Genomic DNA, 20,558 nt, shown 5'->3' with positions numbered 1-20,558 from the left:
CATGAGCGAAGGAGAAACAAGTGAAGCATTGGCTTAAAAAAAGTGCTTGGCTGTTGGCAGGGAGCCTACTGGTATCCCCGACGATGGCACAGACCGACAATTTCAGTGCCAGTTTTAAAGGCACCGATATTCAAGAATTCATCAATATTGTTGGTCGGAATTTAGAAAAAACCATCATTGTCGATCCATCGGTTCGCGGCAAAGTCGACGTTCGCAGTTACGACACCTTAAACGAAGACCAGTACTACGGCTTCTTCTTAAGTGTGCTGGAAGTATACGGCTACGCAGTGGTTGAAATGGACAATGGCATTCTGAAAGTCATCAAGTCGAAAGATGCTAAAACGGCGGCAGTCCCGGTGTTAGGTAATGACGACCCAGCTTTCGGCGACCAAGTGATTACTCGCGTGGTGGCGGTACGCAATGTGTCGGTTCGAGAGCTCTCTCCTTTATTACGTCAACTGACTGATAATGCTGGCGCAGGTAATGTGGTCCACTACGACCCTTCGAATATCATTTTGATCACTGGCCGCGCAGCTACCGTAAACAAATTGGCGGATATTATCCGTCGTGTCGACCAAGCGGGCGACAAAGAAATTGAAGTGGTAGAGCTGGCCAATGCCTCTGCCGCGGAAATGGTGCGTATTGTCGAAGCGCTAAACAAAACCACAGATGCAAAAAACACGCCTGCCTATTTGCAGCCAAAGTTGGTTGCTGACGACCGTACTAACTCCATTCTAATTTCGGGCGACCCACAAGTTCGTGAGCGTTTACGTCGCCTAATTCAACAGCTAGATGTTGAAATGGCTACTCGCGGTAACAATCAAGTGGTTTACTTGCGCTACGCTAAAGCCGATGAGCTGGTGGATGTTTTAAAAGGCGTATCCGATAACCTGCAAGCTGAAAAACAAGGTGGCTCTCAAGGTGCCAGCAGCAACCGAGGTGAGGTCGTGATCGCCGCGCATACAGGCACCAACGCACTGGTTCTTACAGCGCCGCCAGATATTATGAATGCGCTGACTGACGTGATTGCGCAGCTGGATATTCGTCGTGCTCAAGTTCTGATTGAAGCGCTAATTGTTGAAATGGCAGAAGGTGACGGCATCAACCTTGGTGTGCAGTGGGGTAACCTTGAAACAGGTGCCATGATTCAGTACAGCAATACGGGCGCATCAGTGGGTCAAGTGATGGTTGGTCTAGAAGAGGCCAAAGACACGACCAAAACGACCGCGGTGTACGATTCAGATGGCAATTTCCTACGTAACGAAACGACAACGGAAGAGGGCAGCTACGATACCTTGGCTGCCGCTTTAGGCGGAGTAAACGGCGCAGCAGTGAGTGTAATGATGGGTGACTGGACGGCCCTGATTAGCGCAGTGGCATCCGATTCAACCTCGAACATTCTGTCTTCTCCAAGCATTACCGTGATGGACAATGGCGAAGCTTCATTCATCGTTGGTGAAGAAGTTCCGGTGCTTACAGGATCAACTGCCGGTTCGAGCAACGACAATCCGTTCCAAACAGTTGACCGTAAAGAAGTGGGTATCAAGCTAAAAGTGACCCCACAAATTAACGAAGGCAACTCAGTTCAGCTTGATATTGAGCAAGAAGTCTCGAACGTACTTGGCGCAAACGGCGCAGTAGACGTTCGTTTTGCTAAGCGTCAGTTAAATACCTCAGTAATGGTTGAAGATGGCCAAATGATTGTACTGGGTGGTTTGATTGATGAGCGTGCTCTGGAAAGTGAATCTAAAGTGCCACTGCTTGGCGACATTCCTTATTTAGGCCAGCTGTTTAGATCAACCAGCTCTCAAGTTGAGAAGAAGAACTTGATGGTGTTCATCAAGCCAACCATTATTCGCGATGGTGTGACGGCAGATGGTATTACTCAGCGTAAGTACAACTTTATCCGTGCCGAACAGTTGTTCAATGCGGATCAAGGCATGCGATTGATGGACGATGCGCACATTCCTGTGCTGCCTGAATACGGTGAAGAGATCACTCACCCTGCGGAGATCCAAGCCTTCATTGATCAAATGGAAGCTAAGTAATGAGCGAAGTTGTCACCGAAGCCGTTACCGAAGTTATGATGCGTCGACTGCCGTTTAGCTTTGCTAATCGCTACAAGCTAGTACTGGAGCATGGTGAAGAGCAGAGTGTGCTCTACTACGTCGAGCCGCTTCAAGTTGAAGCTATCGTCGAAGTTAAGCGTGTGGTGCAGTCTGATTTTGCTTTGGTGGCGCTGAGTGAACAAGAGTTTGAAGTTAAGCTAACACAAAGTTATCAGCGAGATTCCTCTGAGGCTCGCCAGTTGATGGAAGACATCGGCGCAGACAGCGATGATTTCTTCTCATTAGCGGAAGAATTACCACAAGACGAAGACCTGCTCGAATCTGAAGACGATGCACCGATCATCAAACTCATCAATGCAATGTTGGGTGAAGCGATCAAAGAAGGGGCATCGGATATCCATATCGAAACCTTCGAAAAATCGCTCTCTATTCGCTTTAGGGTTGATGGCGTGCTGCGTGATGTTCTTGCTCCAAGTCGCAAGCTTGCGCCGCTGCTGGTCTCGCGTGTAAAAGTCATGGCTAAGCTCGACATCGCTGAAAAGCGTGTACCTCAAGATGGCCGTATCTCACTGCGTATTGGTGGCCGCGCTGTCGATGTTCGTGTTTCCACTATGCCTTCATCTCATGGTGAACGTGTGGTGATGCGTCTACTGGATAAGAATGCAACGCGTCTAGATCTGCACAGCCTAGGCATGACAGAGCGCAATCATGCGAGCTTCCAATCTATGATTCAAAGACCGCATGGCATCATCTTGGTAACAGGCCCGACTGGTTCGGGTAAATCGACCACCCTGTATGCAGGCTTGAGCGAAATCAACAGTAACGAGCGCAACATACTTACGGTTGAAGATCCAATTGAATTTGATATCGACGGTATTGGTCAAACTCAAGTGAATCCGAAGGTTGATATGACCTTTGCCCGTGGCCTACGCGCCATTCTGCGTCAAGACCCAGATGTGGTGATGGTGGGTGAGATTCGTGACTTGGAAACCGCACAAATTGGTGTTCAAGCATCTTTGACTGGTCACTTAGTGATGTCAACACTGCACACCAATACCGCTGTCGGTGCGATTACGCGTTTGCGTGATATGGGTATTGAACCTTTCCTCATTTCTTCTTCGCTTCTGGGCGTATTGGCTCAGCGACTAGTACGTACCTTATGTAGTGATTGTAAGCAGAGTTACCAAGCTGATAATGAACAAAAGCGCTGGTTTGGTGTCGATAGTGATGAAGAGCTGACATTGTATAAAGCGGTTGGTTGTGAAAAATGTAATCATAAAGGTTATCGAGGCCGTACTGGCATTCACGAGCTGCTGCTGGTGGATGAAACGGTTCAAGAGCTGATTCATAGCGAAGCGGGTGAGCAAGCGATTGAGAAGTCTATTCGGGCTAACACACCAAGTATTCGCGCTGATGGTTTGCACAAAGTTCGCCAAGGAATTACCTCGCTTGAAGAGGTAATGCGAGTGACGAAGGAAACCTAATGGCGGCATTTGAATACAAAGCGCTGGATGCAAAGGGTAAACGTAAGAAAGGCGTTATCGAGGGTGATAATGCGCGTCAGGTACGAGCTAGGCTGAAAGAGCAAGGGCTAGTGCCAATCGAAGTGATTGAAACGAAAGCGAAGGCTGCCAAAGCTAATACCAACAAAGGCGTTAGCTTTAAACGAGGGATTAGCACGCCAGATTTAGCGCTGATCACTCGTCAGCTCTCAACACTTGTTCAATCGGGTATGCCCCTCGAAGAGTGTTTGAAGGCTGTTTCTGAACAATCTGAGAAACCGCGTATTCGCACTATGTTAGCGGCGGTACGCTCTAAAGTGACCGAAGCTACACGCTGGCTGACAGCTTGGCCGATTATCCGCACATCTTTAATGAGCTATTTCGCTCTATGGTGGCCGCTGGCGAAAAATCCGGTCACTTAGACTCGGTACTGGAGCGTTTAGCGGACTATGCCGAAAATCGTCAAAAAATGCGTTCAAAACTGCAGCAAGCGATGATCTATCCGGTGGTTCTAGTGGTATTTGCGGTTGGTATTGTGGCGTTTTTGCTTGCGGCGGTTGTGCCAAAAATTATCGATCAGTTTGTACAGATGGGGCAGGGGTTACCGCGCTCAACTCAAATTTTGCTTGATTCAAGTGATTTTGTACAAGAGTGGGGCATCGCTCTGGTGATCGGCACCTTGGTTTTGATCAGCTTCTGCCGCTGGTTTCTAAGTAAAGAAGCGATTCGGTTGAGCTGGGACCAAAAAGTACTGGCGATGCCTATCATCGGCAAAATTGCCAAGGGGCTGAATACGGCACGTTTCGCACGGACTCTATCGATTTGTACTTCAAGTGCCATTCCTATCCTTGAAGGGATGAAAGTGGCAGTGGATGTGATGACCAATCAATACGCTAAAAACAGGTACTATTGGCGGTTGATGGTGTTCGCGAAGGGGCAAGCTTGCGCAAAGCGCTTGAGCAGACGCGCCTCTTCCCTCCAATGATGCTACACATGATTGCCAGTGGTGAGCAAAGTGGCGAGCTTGAAAGCATGCTTAACCGCGCCGCTGATAACCAAGATTCCAGCTTTGAATCGACCGTGAATATTGCGTTAGGTATTTTCACGCCTGCTCTCATCGCGTTGATGGCAGGTTTAGTGCTGTTTATTGTAATGGCGACCTTAATGCCAATTTTGGAAATGAATAATTTGATGAGTGGCTAGCTTGCGTATGCTACTTCTCTTTAAAACGTCGGAGACACAATGAAAAATAGAATGAAGAAACAGTCAGGTTTCACTTTGTTAGAAGTCATGGTTGTGGTTGTAATTTTAGGTATTTTGGCGAGTTTCGTTGTGCCTAATCTGCTAGGTAACAAAGAAAAAGCGGATCAGCAAAAAGCGATTACCGACATTGTTGCGCTAGAGAATGCATTAGATATGTATCGTTTAGACAACAGTGTTTACCCAACAACTGACCAAGGCTTAGAAGCATTGGTAACTAAGCCATCGAGCCCAGAGCCTCGCAACTACCGCGATGGGGGTTATATTCGTCGTCTGCCAAACGACCCTTGGGGCAACGAATACCAATACCTAAGCCCGGGTGATAATGGAACGATCGACATCTTCACGCTAGGTGCGGACGGTCAAGAAGGTGGTGAAGGGCCGAATGCAGATATCGGCAACTGGAACATGCAAGACTTCCAGTAAGCGGAAATCTTAACTAACGAATAGGCGACGAAAGTCGCCTATTTTCAAGGTGGCAAACTCAATCAATATGCGTAGAGCGAAAGGTTTTACACTCCTAGAGATAATGCTAGTGCTGGTACTGGTTTCAGTCAGTGCTGTCGCTGTGATCGCCACGCTTCCTACCAGTGAATCGGATCAAGCCAAGTCCTACGCTCAAGCTTTGTTTCAGCGCAGCCAATTTCTGAACGATGAAGCGCTATTAAGTGGCGTTGATTATGGTATTCGCATTGATGAAAGGCAGAATCGCTATCAGCTTCTGGCCTTCGATGGGCAAGATTGGCAGCCAATCGATGTTCAGTCGATTCCAACCCTAACAGAGCTTTCCAGTGATGTGGCCATTCAGCTTAACCTTGGCGGCGGAGTGTGGGGTAACGATGATCGCCTGTTTAATCCAGGGAGCTTGTTTGAAGAATCGCGTTTTGCAGACCTTGAAGAGCCAGAAAAAGTGAAGCCACCTCAGTTGTTTATCGTATCAAGTGGCGAGTTAACCCCTGCGACCATCACTATTTTTCCGGCCAATGGCGATGCTGGAAAAGATGGCTGGCGAGTTGAGTTAAAAGACAACGGTACTATCCACTTGCTGGCGCCGGGAGAAAGCGATGATGCGTAGCCAGCGAGGAATGACGCTACTCGAAGTGTTGGTGGCTTTGGCAATCTTCGCCACGGCAGCGATTGCGGTGATACGCTCGGTATCTCAGCACATCAATACCATCAGCTATCTTGAAGAGAAAACATTCGCAGCCATGGTGGTGGATAACCAGATGGCAAAAGTGATGTTGGAGCCCGATAAGTTGCGTAAGGCTTCCGGAACAGAAGAGCTCGCAGGACGAACTTGGCATTGGAAGGTGGAACCGATTCAAACCTCCGATAATCTTTTGAAATCTTTCGATGTGTTAGTGGCAACAGAAAAAGATGCCTCCCCTGTAATGACGGTGAGAAGCTATGTTCCCAACTAACGACACTTTAACTAAGCCTAAGCACTTAACTCAACGTCGTGCTAAGGGTTTTACTCTGATTGAAGTTTTGGTCGCCATCGCAATTTTTGCCAGTTTAAGTGTCAGTGCTTATCAAGTTCTATCTCAGGTGTACGAGAGCAACGAGTTATCTCAAGTCCGCTCTGAAAGATTGAAGGAGCTGCAACGCAGTCTAGTTGTGATGGACAACGATTTTCGCCAAATGGCTAATCGCCAGTTCCGAACGCAAGGGGAAGAGCCTGACAGACGTTTGGTGCAATGGGGTGATTACCTACTCGATTCCGATACTCGCGGTATTGTGTTTGCTCGGACGGGTTGGAACAATCCTCAACAGCAGTTCCCGCGAGGCGAAGTGACGAAAGTCGGCTACCGATTAAAGGAAGGGACATTAGAGCGAGTCTGGTGGCGCTACCCTGATACCCCGAGTGGCCAGGAGGGTGTGATTACCCCTGTGCTAAGCCAAGTAGAAGCGTTTGATATGCAGTTTTTCGATGGCGAACGATGGAGTAAGGATTGGGACCGAGAGCTGCAACTGCCAAAAGCCGTTTCCTTGCAGCTGACTTTAGAGGACTACGGTGATATTGAACGAGTCTATCTAGTGGCTGCGAGTCCATTTACGATTTCGTCGGGAGGGGATGATGAAGGCTAAAGCCTCTACATACTCTCCACGTAGAAATCCAGCTCGCCAAAAAGGCGTGGCTTTAATCGTGATTCTGATGATTCTGGCGATCATGACGACGATTTCAGCGACGATGTCTGAGCGATTGTTTACCCAGTTTCAGCGAGCGACCAATCAGATCAATTATCAGCAAGCTTACTGGTACAGTATGGGGGTTGAAGCGCTTGCTCAAGTTGGCATCGAGCAGAGTTTTGAAGATAGCGATACCATTAACCTCAATCAGCCTTGGGCGATCGAAGAGCAAATTTATCCACTGGATTATGGCGAAGTGGTGGGTCGTATTTATGATCGTCAAGCGTGTTTCAATCTTAATGTACTTGGCTCTGTACAGGTGGAAGCGGGTGGGTCGAGTCGACCTTATTTAGTGCAGTATTGGCAACGCTTGTTAGAGGCGCTTGAAGTCGAAAGCTACCAAGCGGAAGTGATTGCAGACTCCACGTGGGAGTTCATCGACAGCAATACCACCATTCAATCTCTCGCGGGGGTGGAAGACAGTCAGTATGAAGCGATGACACCACCTTATGTCGCGGCCAATAGTTGGTTGGCAGACAGCAGCGAACTGAGGGCGATTTATCAAGTGTCAGCGGAAGTCATGGAGCTGGTTGAACCTTATGTTTGCGCGCTACCTGTCGATGATTGGCGCATGAACATCAACACCATTAGTGAAGAACATCCAGAATTGTTGACTGCATTGTTTCATCCTCACCTAAGTGAGAATGATGCCCAAAGTATGTTGAGCAGCCGTCCATTTGATGGTTGGAGCAATGTAGAGGATTTCCTTGCTGAGGCGGAAATTGCGAAAGTGGAAGCCACCGTTCGCGACGAAGCTCGAAAATATTTAACTGTAGATAGCGCCTATTTTGAAATGGATGCGCAAGTATTAGTAGAAAACTCTAGAATGAGAGTTCGCAGCCTGCTATTTAGTGATAATCGAGAAACTGCGACCGTTGTAAGGCGTCGCTTTGGAGGGATCAGTGGGCGAGTTTCTGACCGTTCGACTGACTAGTCAAAAAGACCACACCATTCCATGGTTAGTATGGTCAACCAAACAGAATGAAGTGATTGCCAGTGGCGAAGTAAGCGGCTGGGATCAATTGAGCGAGCTTGCTTCTTATGCGCAGCAGCGTCAGGTATTGGCATTGGTTTCGGCCAGTGATGTAGTATTGACTCAAGCGGAAATCCCGCCTGGTGCGGAGCGTCAGCTAGATTCTATGCTGCCGTATTTGCTCGAAGATGATATTGCGCAAGATGTTGATGACATCCACTTTTCTATTTTAAGCAAGAAAGATAAGCAAGTCAGTGTATGTGGTGTCGACAGTGCGCTGTTAACTCAATGGTTGGAAGTCTGCAAAGCTGCTGGGTTAGACATTAAAAAAGTCCTTCCAGATGTGTTGCTTCTTCCGCAAAAGGATTCGGTACTCAGCGCCGTGAAGTTGACCGACGACTGGCTAATTCGCAAAGGTGAATGGAGTGGTATCTGTGTCAAGGAAGCTTGGTTACCTGCGGTTGCACAATCGGACTGGGTGAAAGAGGAAGGTGAATTCCTTGATTTGCATGCATACAGCCCCTTGCCAGAGCTCGCGTTGAGCGAGAGTCAACAATGGCAGCAAGCAGAACCTATGTTGGTGATGCAGATGCTGACCGAAAGTGCGATAGCCAGCAAGATCAATTTGCTTTCGGGCAGCTTTAAAGCCAAGTCTTCATGGGCTAAGCACTGGAAATTGTGGCAAAAGGCAGCGATAGCCGCGGGCGTTTTCGTTGCGGTATCCGCAGCCTATCATGTGATACAAACTTCTCAGTTGGAGAAACAAGCTCAGGCTTATCGCGCTGAGAGCGAACGTATCTTCCGCCAAGCCTTGCCGGGTAAAACACGTATTCCAACCGTCAGTTACCTGAAACGAGAGATGGAAACTGAAGCGAATCTTTTATCAGGAGGCCGCTCTGGTGAGTCTGTATTGGATTGGCTAGGAAAACTGCCAAGCAGTTTGAAAGGCATTTCAGACATGCAGGTACAGAACATTCGTTTTGATGCGCCAAGAGGCGAAGTTCGTATTCAAGCTCAGAGTAAAGATTTCCAAAGTTTCGAAAAAGCGCGTGCTCAGCTTGAAGCTCAGTTTGAGGTTGAGCAAGGGCAGCTGAATCGCTCTGGAGAAGTGGTCAATGGCAGCTTCGTGCTGAAGAAGAAGTGAGGTGAAGAATGGATAATGTAATCGCACCTTTGAAACAGTGGTGGTCTTCTATCACTCAGCGTGAACAACAACTTGTACTGGTTTGTAGTGTGCTAGTTATCGTTGGTGGTATCTACTGGGGCATGGTTCAGCCTCTGACGCAAAGAAGCGAACAAGCACAACAGCGCATTCAATCAGAGCAGCAGCTTCTGACTTGGGTACAAAACAAAGCAAACGAAATTATTACCTTGCGAGGCAGTGGCGGGGCGATCAACACCAGCCAGCCACTAAACCAGACCATTTCTTCGTCAGCTCGTCGCTACAATGTCGATTTGATTCGTGTCCAGCCTCGCGGTGAGATGATCCAAGTTTGGATTCAACCTATGGATTTTAATCGCTTTGTGGATTGGTTGGCTTACTTGCAAGATCAGCAAGGGGTGAGTGTCGAGTTTATGGATATTGACCGAGGTGAGCGAAGTGGGGTTGTTGAAGTGAAACGACTGCAGTTTAAGCGAGGTTAATGACAGTGCAAAAAGTCTCGATGAAATGGAAGATTTTACTGGCGGTTTCGTTGGTGGGAGTATTTTTGGCCAGCGTGGTCATTCATATGCCAGCGTCTTTCGTGGTAGGCCAAGCCTCGTTGCCAAGAGCACTGACTCTGTCAGGAGTGCAAGGCACAGTTTGGCAAGGCAGAGTGTCTCAAGTGAGCTGGCAAGGTCAGCAGCTTGGTGAAGTGAACTGGCGTTTCCAGCCAAGTAAATTGCTAACGGGCAAAGCGGAGGTGAGTCTGCGTTTTGGCCGAGGCAGTGATTTGGCTTTAACGGGCCGTGGTCATGTGGGTTATGGCTTGTCAGGCGCATATGCAGAGAATGTGGTTGCGTCGTTGCCAATCAACAACGTCATGGAGTATGTGACGTTACCTGCGCCAATCACGTTAGAAGGTCGAGTGGAAGTCGCCTTAAGTGAATTCCGATATCAAGCCCCTATTGTTCACTGGCCTCTGGCAGTGTGACTTGGTCTGGCTCACGTGCGTTAACGCCGTTAGGTGACTTAGATCTAGGGCCAGTTATTGCGCAAGTTAGCTGCACGGATAATACGATTTCGGTGACTGGCGACCAAAATAGCCCAGTCGCACAAAGCGAGTTTTCAGCCACACTTCAGGCGAACAGTACCTACAACGCTAAAGCTTGGTTTATTCCTGGAGATGAACTTCCTGACTCGATGCGCAACCAGCTGAGATGGTTAGGTAATCCAGATGGTGAAGGCCGTTATCAGTTCGACCAAAATGGGCGATTATAAAGTCACTTGGATTATGGGTCGGAGTTTAGGTATAGCAATTAAGTGAGACTAAAAAGGCTTATGGGTTATCCATAAGCCTTTTTTGATTATCGATTTTACAGGTCGTGATTCGCTATTCTTTGACCTTAAGTATCTTGTCCCAAGGTAGGTTTTCATCCCCAAGTACAATGAAATTTGGATTCTCTAACGTTTCACGCTCATTGTAAGACAGCGGCTCTAACTGGGTGCTGAGAATACGACCTCCCGCTTCTTCAACAATACACTGAGTCGCTGCTGTGTCCCATTCACCTGTTGGGCCAATGCGCAAATAGCAATCGACGGCACCTTCTGCCACTAGGCAGGCTTTTAGTGCTGCAGAGCCTAAAGGAATAAGGTCATAGTTCCATTTACTGCTCATGCGACTAGTGATGCTGTTGATGTTCTGCCTGCGGCTGATAGCAATGGCGATAGACTGGTTTGGCTCTTGATGCTTGTGCGTTTTGATTTTCACGTTCTCATCAAGATCAGGGATCTTCCAAGCCCCTTTGCCGCGGTAGGCATAGTAAGTCACACCAGATACTGGGCCATAAACGACGCCCATAACCGGGTGATTGTTTTCGACTAGGGCAATGATGGTGGCAAAATCCCCGCTGCGAGCAATGAACTCTTGCGTGCCGTCGAGCGGGTCGACTAACCAGTAGCGGTCCCACTGGCTACGTTTATCTAAGCTGATGTCGGCGTCTTCTTCTGAAAGAATCGGAATATCCGGTGTTAGTTCGGACAGCCTTTCGATGATGAGCTTGTGCGCAGCGATGTCGGCAGATGTCACCGGCGTGGCGTCGCTTTTGGTGTAGGCTTCATATTGCTTATTTTCGTAAATGTCGAGAATAAGCTGCCCTGCAGAGCGGGCGATTTCAATCACTGAAGGGAGTAAGTGAGAGTGATCTTTACTTATTGGCATGCTAGTTCCTAATGCCTTAATCGTTATGGCTGTTTAAGCTGTTTCAACGCAAGCAGCAGTGCTGTGATACTGCGCGCTTCACAGAAATCAAGATGGGTTAAAAGCTCTTCTGCCTGCGCCAGTGGCCATTTTACGATTTCTAATGGCTCTGGTTCATCGCCTTCTAATTGTTCTGGGTATAAGTCTTTAGCAATGAATAGCGTCATTCGGCTAGAAAAGTATGAGGGTGCCAGTACCACTTCCTTAAGTGGAGTCAGGGTCTCGGCACCAAAACCAATTTCCTCTTTAAGCTCACGTACCGCTGCTTCTTGCGGCGACTCACCTGGGTCAATCAGTCCCTTTGGAAAACCAAGCTCATAACGTTCTGTTCCTGCCGCGTATTCACGCACCAACAGCAGATCGCCTTGTTCGGTAATCGGAACCATCATCACCGCATTGCGACCACTTGGCTTCATTCGTTCGTATGTTCGTTCTACCCCATTGCTAAAACGAAGATCCATGGCTTCGATGGTAAATAGCTTAGATTGGGCTACGGAACGCAGTGAAACGATTTCTGGCAAAGTCTTCTTGGTCACAGTGAGTCCTTTTGTAGAGTGATCAGTTACTTCTTAATATATGAGAAAAAGTGACCTAAAGGAAAGTATCGATTGAGAGCGCAAACGATTTTTATTAATAAATAAAAAGCCGACATTGCTGTCGGCTTTTCGCTGTTAGTAGTAAGAGTGCTCACCACGGTCGTGCTCGGTTGCGTCACGCACTGCCGTTAGCTCCCCTTCAAACTGTTGAAGAAGTTCTTTCTCGATACCTTCTTTTAGTGTCACGTCGACCATTGAACAGCCGTTACAACCGCCACCGAATGCGACGATGCTACGCCTTCTTCAGTGATCTCAACGAGGTTAACGTGACCACCGTGACCCGCAAGTTGTGGGTTCACTTGAGTTTGAATCGCGTATTCAACACGTTCGACAAGTGGTGCGTCGTCAGAGACTTTACGCATTTTCGCGTTTGGTGCTTTTAGAGTTAGCTGGCTACCCATTTTATCCGTCACAAAATCGATTTCTGCGTCTTCTAGGAAAGGTAGGCTTAGTTCATCAACGTAAGCAGAGAAACCCGCGTATGGGATTTCTGTATCTGTTGCTTCTACGGCCTCTGGTGGGCAGTAAGAAACACCACACTCAGCGTTTTGTGTGCCAGGGTTTACCACGAATACGCGGATGTTCGTACCTTCTGGCTGTTGGCTAAGCAAGTTAGCAAAGTGAGATTGAGCGTTTTCTGTAATAGTAATTGAGTTTGACACGACGAATACCCGAGTAAAAATGTAGGTTATTTAGTTGCCATTTTACTCTTCATAGCTCTGAGATCTAGCGTTTTATTAGCAATATCTGTTATGACTAATAATTAGCCTGCTATCGATCATTGGGCTCAGGAGTACGGCATATACAGTAAATATCAACGGTTTCGACGCCAGCTTCAAGCAGTAACTGAGATAATTGCTGGACCGTGCTTCCAGTTGTGACTACGTCGTCAACTATTGCCACATGTTTAATTTTGGGGCGGTGATTTAGCTTAAAGGCTTGATGCAGGTTTTGCTTTCTTTGATCTTTGTCGAGGCCTTGCTGCTGTTTGGTCGCTTTGATGCGGCTAAACAACTTGTGCGACAAAGGAACATGCATTGAACGAGCGATGCTTCGGGCAAGAAGTTCGCTTTGATTGAACCCCCGCATCCAATATCGTCGCCAATGCATTGGTACGTAACAGATGAGATCGGGCGTGCTATCGATTCGTGGGACTAACAACTGCGCTAGGTTGTTGGCGTGCCAAAACTTCTTCTGATATTTAAACTGATGGATATAGTGAGAGAGCGGAGGCTGGTAGTCGCCTACGCAATAGAGCGATGCCACTTTGGGGGATTGGCGAGGCACTGCCCGCAAGCCGGGGTCGGCGTTAAAGTCGGTAGCCCACAGCTTTCGCACCGAGCGATGGTTTGAAAGAAATGTTCGTGGCAATGGTGGCACCACAGTGATGGGCGTTGACCTTCAATGGTCATCCGGCATAACTGGCAGTGCGCATTAAACTGATTTGCAATAAAAGTACGCAAGTGGTCTGCTGATCGGTTTGCCATGTCGATTCTTCGCTCTGAGTGAGTAGAATGTAGCTATGATGCAGGATAGGAATCCTGATGAGGTTGAATTAAGTAGGAGAGAGTGTGACTGCTGCAACATCACTGCATTGGCAAGTCGAAGGCCAAGGTGACGATTTAGTTTTACTGCATGGCTGGGGAATGAATGGTGCGGTGTGGGATCAAACGGTTGACCAGCTCAGTCAGCATTTTCGGGTGCATACCGTGGATTTGCCAGGGTATGGCCACAGCGCGCACCTGCAAGGTGAAAACCTTGATGACATTACCAAGCATCTGCTTGAAGAAGCGCCTAAGCAAGCGATTTGGCTTGGTTGGTCCCTTGGCGGTTTGATTGCTAGCCATATCGCGCTTAAAGCACCGGAACGTGTCAGCAAGCTTATTACTGTCGCCAGCTCGCCTAAGTTTGCCGCGGAGCGCCCTTGGCGAGGTATTCAACCTAAGGTTTTACAAGATTTCACCGCGCAGCTTTTGGATGATTTTAAACTCACCGTAGAGCGCTTTATGGCTTTGCAGGCAATGGGCAGCCCGTCTGCACGCAAGATGTAAAGCAGTTGAAGAAAGCGGTTTTGTCTCGCCCAGAGCCCAATCCAGCGTCATTAATGGCTGGATTAAAGATGCTGGCCGATGTCGATTTACGTTCTGAGCTGGTGGATTTATCCGTACCCATGCTGCGTATGTACGGAAGATTGGATGGATTGGTGCCAATTAAAGTGGCCAGCGACCTCGAAAAAGCCTTACCAAACAGTGAACAAGCGATCTTTACCGAGTCTTCTCATGCACCATTTATGACCGAGCGCGAAGCCTTCTGTCAGCAAATTGTCGATTTTTGTCGAAAATAAGTGCTAAATTTTTGACCAATATAGCCGATAAGTTGTTTAACCCAATAAGACAACACGTTTTATTCTAGCGTTATTGAATTGGAGGGTTGGGCGATACTGAGGAGGTTTCGGCTATGATCGTGTCACCGACGAATGTTAGTGTGCCACTTATCGCCCCATCGGTTAATGTACAGACGGAACAGGCCGCTCGTGACAACAAAGTGCGAGAACCTGTGGTACCAACCGTAGAGCTCGTCAAAACCAACGCTGAACGTAAGGTAAAGCCAGACGAAAAGCGGCGAAGGCAATCCTCTTGGGACCCCTCAGAGCATCCAGGCTATGAGACGGAGAGCGAGACGGAGAGTGTTCACGTTTACTCTGAGCAGCCCAAGGATACATTAGAGCGGCTATTCAGTTTGTTGGCGCTGAAAACTTACAGCAAGCAACAAGGTAAAGGCTACGCAATGCGATTTCGTCTGCCTAAGCAGATAATCGATGATGCGATAAAAGAAGGTCAAATGGCGCGAAGACGTACCGTGATAAAGTATCACTACGGTCACGCCGTGGCGCCAAATACGCCTTCTGAGGTAATAGCGGTTCTTTAGTGTGCATAAAGAAGGAGCTCGCTTAGAGAATACCGCCAAAAAAATACCCACAGCCGTATGGCGAGTGGGTATTTACTTTTTTGGGTTTCTAACAATCGATTATTTCTTTGCTTTAGCAAAGGCCGCAGCAAATGCACCGCCCATTGCTCCATTAGGTACGTCGTTTTGGCGTGGGTTGCGTTGACGTCCTTGATTGCTGGAAGTACGGTTGTTCGATGTATTGCTATTTGAAGAAGCTGAGCGCTGGCCGCGGCCACTGCTTTGACCCGGTTCATCGTTCAAACGCATTGAAAGGGCGATACGCTTACGTTGCACGTCCACTTCCATCACTTTAACTTTAACGATGTCACCTGCCTTCACTACTTCGCGCGGATCAGAGACAAAACGATCGGTGAGCGCGGAAATATGCACCAAACCATCTTGGTGAACACCGATATCAACGAAAGCACCGAAGTTAGCCACGTTCGACACCACGCCTTCCAGAACCATACCGACTTCTAGATCAGACACTTCATTAACACCATCAGCAAAAGTGGCGGTTTTGAACTCTGGGCGAGGGTCACGACCGGGTTTGTCGAGTTCTTTAATGATGTCAGTCACCGTAGGTAAACCAAAGCTGTCATTGGTGTAATCCATCGCATGCAAGCTACGAAGGAACTCACTGTTACCAATCATGGCTTTGACTTGCTTACCGCTCTTTTCGGCAATCGCTTTGACCACTGGGTAAGCTTCTGGGTGAACAGATGAAGCATCCAGTGGATTTTTACCATCCATGATGCGAAGGAAGCCTGCACACTGCTCATAAGCCTTTGGCCCTAAGCGAGGCACTTTCTTGATGGTTGTACGTGCCTCAAAACGGCCGTTTTCATCGCGATAGTCCACGATGTTTTGCGCCATAGTCGCAGATAGGCCAGCTACACGGTTAAGCAGAGCGGCAGAGGCGGTATTCACATCCACACCGACCGCATTTACACAGTCTTCTACTACCGCATCAAGGCGTTTCGCTAGCATGGCTTGACTTACATCGTGCTGGTACTGACCAACACCAATCGATTTAGGATCAATTTTCACCAGCTCTGCCAGTGGATCTTGCAGCCTGCGAGCAATCGAGACAGCACCACGCAATGACACATCCATATTCGGGAACTCTTTCGCCGCGAGTTCTGAAGCCGAATAAACCGACGCGCCCGCTTCGCTCACCATGATTTTTTGCACTTTCAGGTTGCCACGCTTAATCAAATCGGCAACGAAAGCATCCGTCTCGCGAGAAGCGGTACCGTTACCAATCGCAATCAGATCGACATTGAAGCGGCGAACCATTTGGTCAACGACTTGCATCGACTTGTCGTACTGTTTTTGTGGCGGGTGAGGGTAAATAGTCTCGGTTGCGAGCACTTTACCGGTTGAATCTACAACCGCAATCTTAGAGCCTGTACGTAGGCCCGGATCTAAACCTAGAGTTGCTCGTGGGCCAGCAGGCGCAGCCATCAACAAGTCTTTCAAGTTCGTGGCGAACACATCAATCGCTTCGATTTCACCACGTTCTTTCATCGCACCCATCAGCTCTGTTTCCATGTGCATCGATACTTTGATGCGCCAAGCCCAGCTAATGACCTGTTTGCGCCAGCCATCGGCTGGAGCTTGGCTTAGACTGATACCGTAGTGGTCAGAGATAATGGTTTCGCAGTAAGATTGGCGAATGCCTTCTTCTTGCTCAGGATCGGCATTCATCGTCAGCGTTAAGAAGCCTTCATTACGGCCGCGAAGCATCGCAAGTGCACGGTGAGAAGGCACTTTACTTAGAACCTCATTGTGTTCGAAGTAGTCTTTGAACTTCTCACCTTCACGTTCCTTGCCTTCAACAACGCGAGAAACCAACTCAGCATTACGGGTAAGGTGTTGGCGGATCTTCTCAAGCAGGTTTGCATCTTCCGCAATACGTTCCATGACGATAGCGCGAGCACCATCAAGTGCGGCTTTAGTGTCGGTAATGCCTTTGTCTGCATCAATGTACTGGCTGGCTTCAGTTTCTGGTTCAGTTTGTGGTTCATTCCACAGCTTATCGGCTAATGGCTCTAAGCCCGCTTCAATTGCAATTTGCCCTTTGGTGCGACGTTTAGGTTTGTAAGGTAAGTAGAGATCTTCTAGGCGAGTTTTACTGTCAGCTTGATTAATTTCTGCTTCGAGTTCAGCGGTCAGTTTGCCTTGTTCTCCGATCGATTTAAGAATGGTTTGGCGGCGCTCGTCGAGCTCGCGTAGGTAACTCAATCGAGAATCAAGGTTACGAAGTTGGGTGTCATCTAGGCCGCCTGTCACCTCTTTACGGTAGCGGGCGATAAATGGGACGGTGTTACCATCGTCAATAAGGGCAACGGCTGCGTTCACTTGCTCAGCTTTTACATTTAGCTCTTGAGCAATCATTTGGCAGATAGCTTGGCTCATCCGTGGTGTTCTCTTTTTAGTGATTTAGTCAGCAGACTGCTGCTTGTGTAATGACACTGATATTGGGGTTGGGGCAGTATTTTCCAATCTTTTTGCTACCAAGGTGTCAAAATTGCAGACAAAGTCGCGATTCGCTATGTACTTTAGTTAAAGTTATGTCAAAACTGTATGTAAAACCGAACTAAACGTCGTTTCGATGGACTGAACTACGGTGAGGTTTTCCCAGTACCATTTACCCAGTACGAATAGCGCAAATGGATGTAAATAATGAAAAAATTGTCTTTGGCGATCGCCATCTTAAGCTCTTCTCTTCTTGCTCCCAGCGTCTTAGCGCTAGATAGCTCAGCGACGACGCAAAACCCTGTATATGTTATTGATAACAAAATTGTTCTTGGGCGTGTAGAGAACGTTTACTTAGATGACGTGGCTGAGCTCGATGGAATCCCATTTGCAGGAAAAATTGATACAGGTGCTGACACCACCTCGATGCATGCAGTGAACATCCGCGTTACTAGTGAACATGAGGACTATCAATCACTGGAAGATAACGATTTATTGGCAGCACTCGTTGAAAAAGTCGAAGAAGACAAAGAACTCGATTATTTTGAGTGGGATGGAGAGGTATTTGCTCCATTTAAAACCACAGTTACATTTGATGTCTTCCACCCATACAGTGGTGAGAAAGTTGAAATTTCTGCACCGCTCGAGCGTGTAGGCGTAATTCGTAGTCGCACGAGCAGCGAGCCAATATTGCGCCCGACGGTTAAATTACCGATCACCATTGCTGGTAAAGAGGTCGATACTGACATCAACTTAACCGATCGCAGCCAGTTTTCCGCGCCAATTCTGATTGGTAAAACCTTTCTAGAGAACAACGCTTGGGTATTTGCCGGCTACGACTATCTGCAAGAGCAGCCTAGCGCGACAGTTGTAGGGCGAAAAGAGCAAGTTGAAATCGAAGGCTTGCCGCTTAATGTGACTTTTTCATTGTCTAATCGCTACAGCAATCTTCACGCAGAACAGATCGACATCGACAAGAAAAAAGGACTTGTCACTTTTGATATTGAAACAGCGGACGGAAAAACTAAGACGCTCACTCGACCTTTAGTGCGCATGTTGAAGGTGAGTGGTAAAGAAAGGCCACTTGTTTATGTGCCAGTGGATTTGAACGATAAACATCAAGAGCAGTGGTTGGTTTACCTTCGCGACCGCTCCGATAGTAAAACTCAGCTACGTGTTGGGCGTGATACCTTAAGTGAATCTTTCATGGTGAGTACTAGCGAAGAGAACTTGCTGAAGAAGAAGCCGAAGCGTTTTGCAGATGACATTAAAGGTAAAAAGCCTTTGGTGGTCTCTCCAAAAGAGAACGTTGTGATCGACGGTATTTCGCTCATGGCAGAGCCTTCCGTTACGGTGAGCACGCCACTATTGAAAGTGACCGATTTTGAAGTGACGAAAGACGGTAAGAAAAGCTTCGTTGAGTACCACCTACCGGATGCAAGTGGCAATGAGCAACGCATCATTAAACCGGTGCTTAAAACGCTCTCGGTTGGCGATTCTAGCCGCCCTGTCGTGCCAGTGCGAGTGATGCTAGCCGGCAAAGAAGTAGAGCTTGAGATAGCACTTGAAGTTCTCGATAGCGACGAACCAACGCCTTACTTTGTTCTAGGCAAAGACACCGCAAAAGATGGCTTATATATCAACACTCGCGCTGATCATTTATTAGATGCAGAGCCTTTATTCAAGGCAGGCCATATTGAAACAGTGACCGTAGAAGGCATGACATTCCCAGCGAAGCTCGATACTGGTGCTGATGTGAGCTCGATGAACGCGGTAGACATCAAGCTGTTTGAAAAAGATGGCGTGGATATGGTGAGTTTCACTTATCAAAACTCAGACGGCTTAGAGCAAGAGTTTACTAAGCAGGTGGTCGATACCATGACGATCAAAGCGAAGAAAGGCGAACAAGCCAATATCCGCCCAGTAGTCGAAATGCACGTGAAGTTGGGCGACTTGGAGAAGAAGGTTCGCGTAAATCTGCAAGACCGTTCAAGGTTCCGCTACAGCATGATTCTAGGTAAGAACTTCCTCAAGCACGGCGCTGTTGTGAGTAGTGATGAGAACTATTTAGCGAGTGAGAAGCTGAAGTAACTTAGCAATAACCATTTACAAAGTCCCTGAAGTAGGGGCTTTGTACTGTTTCCTAAAATGCATGACCTTTGGGTTTCTTGGTTTGATAGTGCTCAATTAAGTCAGTATCCGCTTTAAGAGCGGCTTCTAAGCGCCTTTCAAAATCCGCTGGCTTTTTATCTTTTCGAAGAAAGTACTTTGCTGGTTCACGTTGGAAAGTGTCACCCGTGATAATAGCTTCTTTACCATGATCCATGAATGCTAAGATTTGGGCTAGGGTATAGGTCATATCATTTTCTTTGTGAAAGGCTAGCTTTCCAATATCAATACCGACAATTGCCATAGGTTCGAAGCCCGTCTTTTTCTTGTTTTCAAATTGAAGAATGATGTTTAAGCTCAAGTGGTTCTCAATGATGCCCATTTTATCGAACTTGGCAGCCCCAACTCGCCCGTGGCGCCAGGTGTAAACAATCTGACGCTGTCGATCGAAGTAAACTTCAGCATCGCGAGGTTTGAGTAGGAATACTAACCATACACTTAACGCGAGAAACACCATTAATGAATTGAAACTAATCGTTGAATAGACGCTATCACCTCTACCCCTTAAGTCTTGAGCTTGTATATAAGTTAGTGCGGTGACTTTTCCCTCCTTATTTAGAAGAGCTTTCATATAGGTTTCCATACTATCCATGTCATACATGGGTGTGTGTCCTGTCTCCCTATATTTTTTGAAGTTTGTTAGTGATTCTTCGACTTGTTTCTGTAAATTGTCAAAATTGGGAATACTGTCATAAACAAAGAACATCGAAAGTGCAGATAGCATTAACATCCACGGTACAACAATAGAGTTTCTTCGTGTGTGATATCCAGTTCTGAGTGTTAGTATGCGATCACCCACAGACATGAAAGGTTCTAATGGATCTTTCATCGCAACGACGGTTACTTCTGCCCTAAACTGGTTCCACCATTTGGAGAAGGGCTGTCCGTATTTGGTAAATAGGTCTTTGGATCCTCGGTTCATTTTGAAATTTTCCACCTAAGTAAACGTATACTTTTCGAAAAGCTCA

15 protein-coding genes and 5 pseudogenes are annotated in these 20,558 nt (G+C 47.5%); 14 read left to right on the top strand and 6 right to left on the bottom strand.

The annotated features are described in order from the left end of the window. Positions 1 to 20: 20 nt before the first annotated feature. From gspD to UA76_RS25645, 11 genes and pseudogenes are all read left to right on the top strand, one after another. Entirely contained in the window at positions 21 to 2,048 is a 2,028-nt protein-coding gene (gene gspD / locus UA76_RS10805; protein WP_047045875.1) for a type II secretion system secretin GspD, read from the top strand. Continuing rightward, positions 2,048 to 3,553, top strand: coding sequence for a type II secretion system ATPase GspE (gene gspE, locus UA76_RS10800; RefSeq protein ID WP_047045873.1), 1,506 nt, complete (start codon positions 2,048 to 2,050; stop codon positions 3,551 to 3,553). The genes gspD and gspE overlap by 1 nt, the downstream gene beginning before the upstream one ends. Then, positions 3,553 to 4,774 (top strand): annotated as a pseudogene (gene gspF / locus UA76_RS10795) (type II secretion system inner membrane protein GspF). The gene gspE and the pseudogene gspF overlap by 1 nt, the downstream one beginning before the upstream one ends. Before the next feature lie 39 nt (positions 4,775 to 4,813). Beyond that, the gene (gspG, locus tag UA76_RS10790; protein WP_047045870.1) at positions 4,814 to 5,257 is read left to right on the top strand and encodes a type II secretion system major pseudopilin GspG; all 444 of its coding nucleotides are present in this window, start codon (positions 4,814 to 4,816) and stop codon (positions 5,255 to 5,257) included. A 67-nt stretch (positions 5,258 to 5,324) separates the two neighbouring features. Beyond that, positions 5,325 to 5,906, top strand: a complete 582-nt coding sequence (gspH, locus tag UA76_RS10785) for a type II secretion system minor pseudopilin GspH (RefSeq protein WP_047045867.1) — start codon at positions 5,325 to 5,327, stop codon at positions 5,904 to 5,906. Next, on the top strand, positions 5,896 to 6,252 hold the full coding sequence (gene gspI / locus UA76_RS10780) for a type II secretion system minor pseudopilin GspI (protein ID WP_075202567.1): 357 nt from the start codon (positions 5,896 to 5,898) through the stop codon (positions 6,250 to 6,252). Before gspH ends, gspI begins: the two co-directional genes overlap by 11 nt. Further along, the gene (gene gspJ, locus UA76_RS10775; protein WP_047045865.1) at positions 6,239 to 6,919 is read left to right on the top strand and encodes a type II secretion system minor pseudopilin GspJ; all 681 of its coding nucleotides are present in this window, start codon (positions 6,239 to 6,241) and stop codon (positions 6,917 to 6,919) included. The genes gspI and gspJ overlap by 14 nt, the downstream gene beginning before the upstream one ends. Further along, entirely contained in the window at positions 6,909 to 7,955 is a 1,047-nt protein-coding gene (gene gspK, locus UA76_RS10770; protein ID WP_047045862.1) for a type II secretion system minor pseudopilin GspK, read from the top strand. Before gspJ ends, gspK begins: the two co-directional genes overlap by 11 nt. Next, a complete protein-coding gene (gspL, locus tag UA76_RS10765) occupies positions 7,924 to 9,138 on the top strand; it encodes a type II secretion system protein GspL (protein ID WP_047045860.1) in 1,215 nt (404 codons plus the stop codon). Before gspK ends, gspL begins: the two co-directional genes overlap by 32 nt. A gap of 8 nt (positions 9,139 to 9,146) precedes the next feature. Beyond that, complete coding sequence (locus tag UA76_RS10760) at positions 9,147 to 9,638, top strand: type II secretion system protein M (protein ID WP_047045857.1); 492 nt, start codon at positions 9,147 to 9,149, stop codon at positions 9,636 to 9,638. Further along, positions 9,638 to 10,416, top strand: a pseudogene (locus UA76_RS25645) (type II secretion system protein N). The gene UA76_RS10760 and the pseudogene UA76_RS25645 overlap by 1 nt, the downstream one beginning before the upstream one ends. A 112-nt stretch (positions 10,417 to 10,528) precedes the next feature. On the opposite strand, the gene cysQ reads toward UA76_RS25645, so the two are convergent. The 4 genes and pseudogenes from cysQ to UA76_RS10735 form a co-directional block, all read right to left on the bottom strand. Further along, a complete protein-coding gene (gene cysQ, locus UA76_RS10750) occupies positions 10,529 to 11,356 on the bottom strand; it encodes a 3'(2'),5'-bisphosphate nucleotidase CysQ (RefSeq protein ID WP_047045855.1) in 828 nt (275 codons plus the stop codon). Positions 11,357 to 11,379: 23 nt separating this feature from the next. Further along, on the bottom strand, positions 11,380 to 11,931 hold the full coding sequence (nudE, locus tag UA76_RS10745; RefSeq protein ID WP_047045852.1) for an ADP compounds hydrolase NudE: 552 nt from the start codon (positions 11,929 to 11,931) through the stop codon (positions 11,380 to 11,382). A 135-nt stretch (positions 11,932 to 12,066) separates the two neighbouring features. Next, positions 12,067 to 12,653 (bottom strand): annotated as a pseudogene (nfuA, locus tag UA76_RS10740) (Fe-S biogenesis protein NfuA). Positions 12,654 to 12,762: 109 nt separating this feature from the next. After that, a pseudogene (locus UA76_RS10735) lies at positions 12,763 to 13,403 on the bottom strand (ComF family protein). Between the two features lie 159 nt (positions 13,404 to 13,562). Between UA76_RS10735 and bioH the strand changes: the two are divergent. Then, positions 13,563 to 14,335, top strand: a pseudogene (gene bioH, locus UA76_RS10730) (pimeloyl-ACP methyl ester esterase BioH). Positions 14,336 to 14,448: 113 nt separating this feature from the next. Then, positions 14,449 to 14,919, top strand: coding sequence for a hypothetical protein (locus tag UA76_RS10725; protein ID WP_047045851.1), 471 nt, complete (start codon positions 14,449 to 14,451; stop codon positions 14,917 to 14,919). Positions 14,920 to 15,018: 99 nt separating this feature from the next. Here the strand turns inward: UA76_RS10725 and UA76_RS10720 are convergent, their stop codons facing one another. Further along, positions 15,019 to 17,361 (bottom strand): Tex family protein, encoded by a 2,343-nt coding sequence (locus tag UA76_RS10720; protein WP_047045848.1) that lies wholly within the window; start codon positions 17,359 to 17,361, stop codon positions 15,019 to 15,021. 267 nt (positions 17,362 to 17,628) lie between these two features. Here UA76_RS10720 and UA76_RS10715 point away from each other — a divergent pair, with 267 nt between their 5' ends. Then, the gene (locus tag UA76_RS10715; RefSeq protein WP_047045846.1) at positions 17,629 to 19,512 is read left to right on the top strand and encodes an ATP-dependent zinc protease family protein; all 1,884 of its coding nucleotides are present in this window, start codon (positions 17,629 to 17,631) and stop codon (positions 19,510 to 19,512) included. 52 nt (positions 19,513 to 19,564) lie between these two features. Here the strand turns inward: UA76_RS10715 and UA76_RS10710 are convergent, their stop codons facing one another. Further along, positions 19,565 to 20,512 (bottom strand): hypothetical protein, encoded by a 948-nt coding sequence (locus UA76_RS10710; protein WP_047046003.1) that lies wholly within the window; start codon positions 20,510 to 20,512, stop codon positions 19,565 to 19,567. Between the last annotated feature and the right edge of the window lie 46 nt (positions 20,513 to 20,558).

The organism is Vibrio mexicanus (assembly GCF_001012815.1).
Lineage (GTDB): Bacteria > Pseudomonadota > Gammaproteobacteria > Enterobacterales > Vibrionaceae > Vibrio > Vibrio mexicanus.
This window is presented reverse-complemented; position numbering and strand designations above follow the sequence as displayed.